This is a genomic window from Streptococcus vestibularis ATCC 49124, from assembly GCF_000188295.1.
GTDB lineage: Bacteria > Bacillota > Bacilli > Lactobacillales > Streptococcaceae > Streptococcus > Streptococcus vestibularis.
In genome coordinates this window covers 1-1,165 of record NZ_GL831123.1, presented here as the reverse complement: position 1 = coordinate 1,165, position 1,165 = coordinate 1, and the positions used below count along the sequence as shown (strand labels likewise).

General features: G+C 39.7%; 1 protein-coding gene. It reads right to left on the bottom strand.

Annotated features, from left to right (window positions below; genetic code table 11):
- Nucleotides 1–1,165 (bottom strand): ISL3 family transposase (locus tag HMPREF9425_RS09020; RefSeq protein ID WP_003098461.1); only part of this gene is annotated, 1,165 nt, incomplete at both ends.

The window sequence follows — 1,165 nt, the reverse complement described above, 5'->3', positions numbered from 1 at the left end:
CTCTTTTTATGTATGTTCAGAGTGATGAAGACACGCTTCTTAAAGTTGATGAAGTTTCTAAAACCGAAACCCAACCGTTTGATGTCTTTGATCAACTTATTAGTTGCTTCAAGTTTTGCGTTTGAATAGTCCGTTTCTAGTGCGTTTTTGATGTATTGTTTGTGTCTAAGAAAAGTCATAAAGACTGTTTTGAAGTAATGATTGACCTTGCTTATATTCTCCTTTATGAGTTCAAAAAGCTCATCTACTCTCTTCTCCTGAAAGTGAAAAAGTAAAAGCTGGTAAAGAGTATAGTAGTTGGTGAGCTCTTCTGAAAAGTCTAGAGTTTTCTCAACGACTTCATGTGGACTTAAGGTTTGACGGAAAGTCTTTGAATAAAAAGAGTTGAGAGATAACTTACGGCTGTCCTTTTGGAAGAGTCGCCAGTGATTTTTCAAGGCTCGATAGGGTAGAGACTTCTTGTCAAACTGGTTCATAATCGCAATTCTTGTCTTTAAAAAGGCTCGACCAAGGTGCTGGATAATGTGGAAACGATCAAGAACGATTTTAGCGTTTGGAAAAAGTTTTTTGGCTAGTGGAATATAAGCCCCAGACATATCCATCGTGATAAACTGCACCTTTTGGCGAGCTTCCAATGGATACTTCAAAAAGTAGTTTCGTATAGTAGTTTGGAGGTGATTATCAAGGATGGTTATGAGTTGGTTGGTCTCATAGTTCTGCGCCACAAAAGCCAATTCACCTTTCTTGAACCCAAACTCATCCCAGGACATAACAGCAGGAAGTTTGTCATAATGTTCCTTGAAAGTAAACTGGTCGAGCTTACGATAGACAGTGGACGTCGACACACGAAGTCTTCTGGCAATATCAGTTAGTGACACCTTCTCAGTCAGGAGTTGTGCAACCTTTTGTCGGACCAGATTTGAGATTTGGCAGTTTTTCTCAACGATTGATGTCTCAGCTACCGTGACTCGTCTACAACTTTTACACTGAAAACGACGTTTCTTCAGACGTAGTAGAGTTGGCGTTCCTGCTTGCTCAAGAAGAGGGATTTTAGAAGGCTTTTGAAAGTCGTACTTGATCATTTTTCCATGGCAATGAGGACATGATGGTGCAGGATAATCAAGTTTTGCTTGAATCTCGATGTGAGTATCGGTTTCAAAAACGA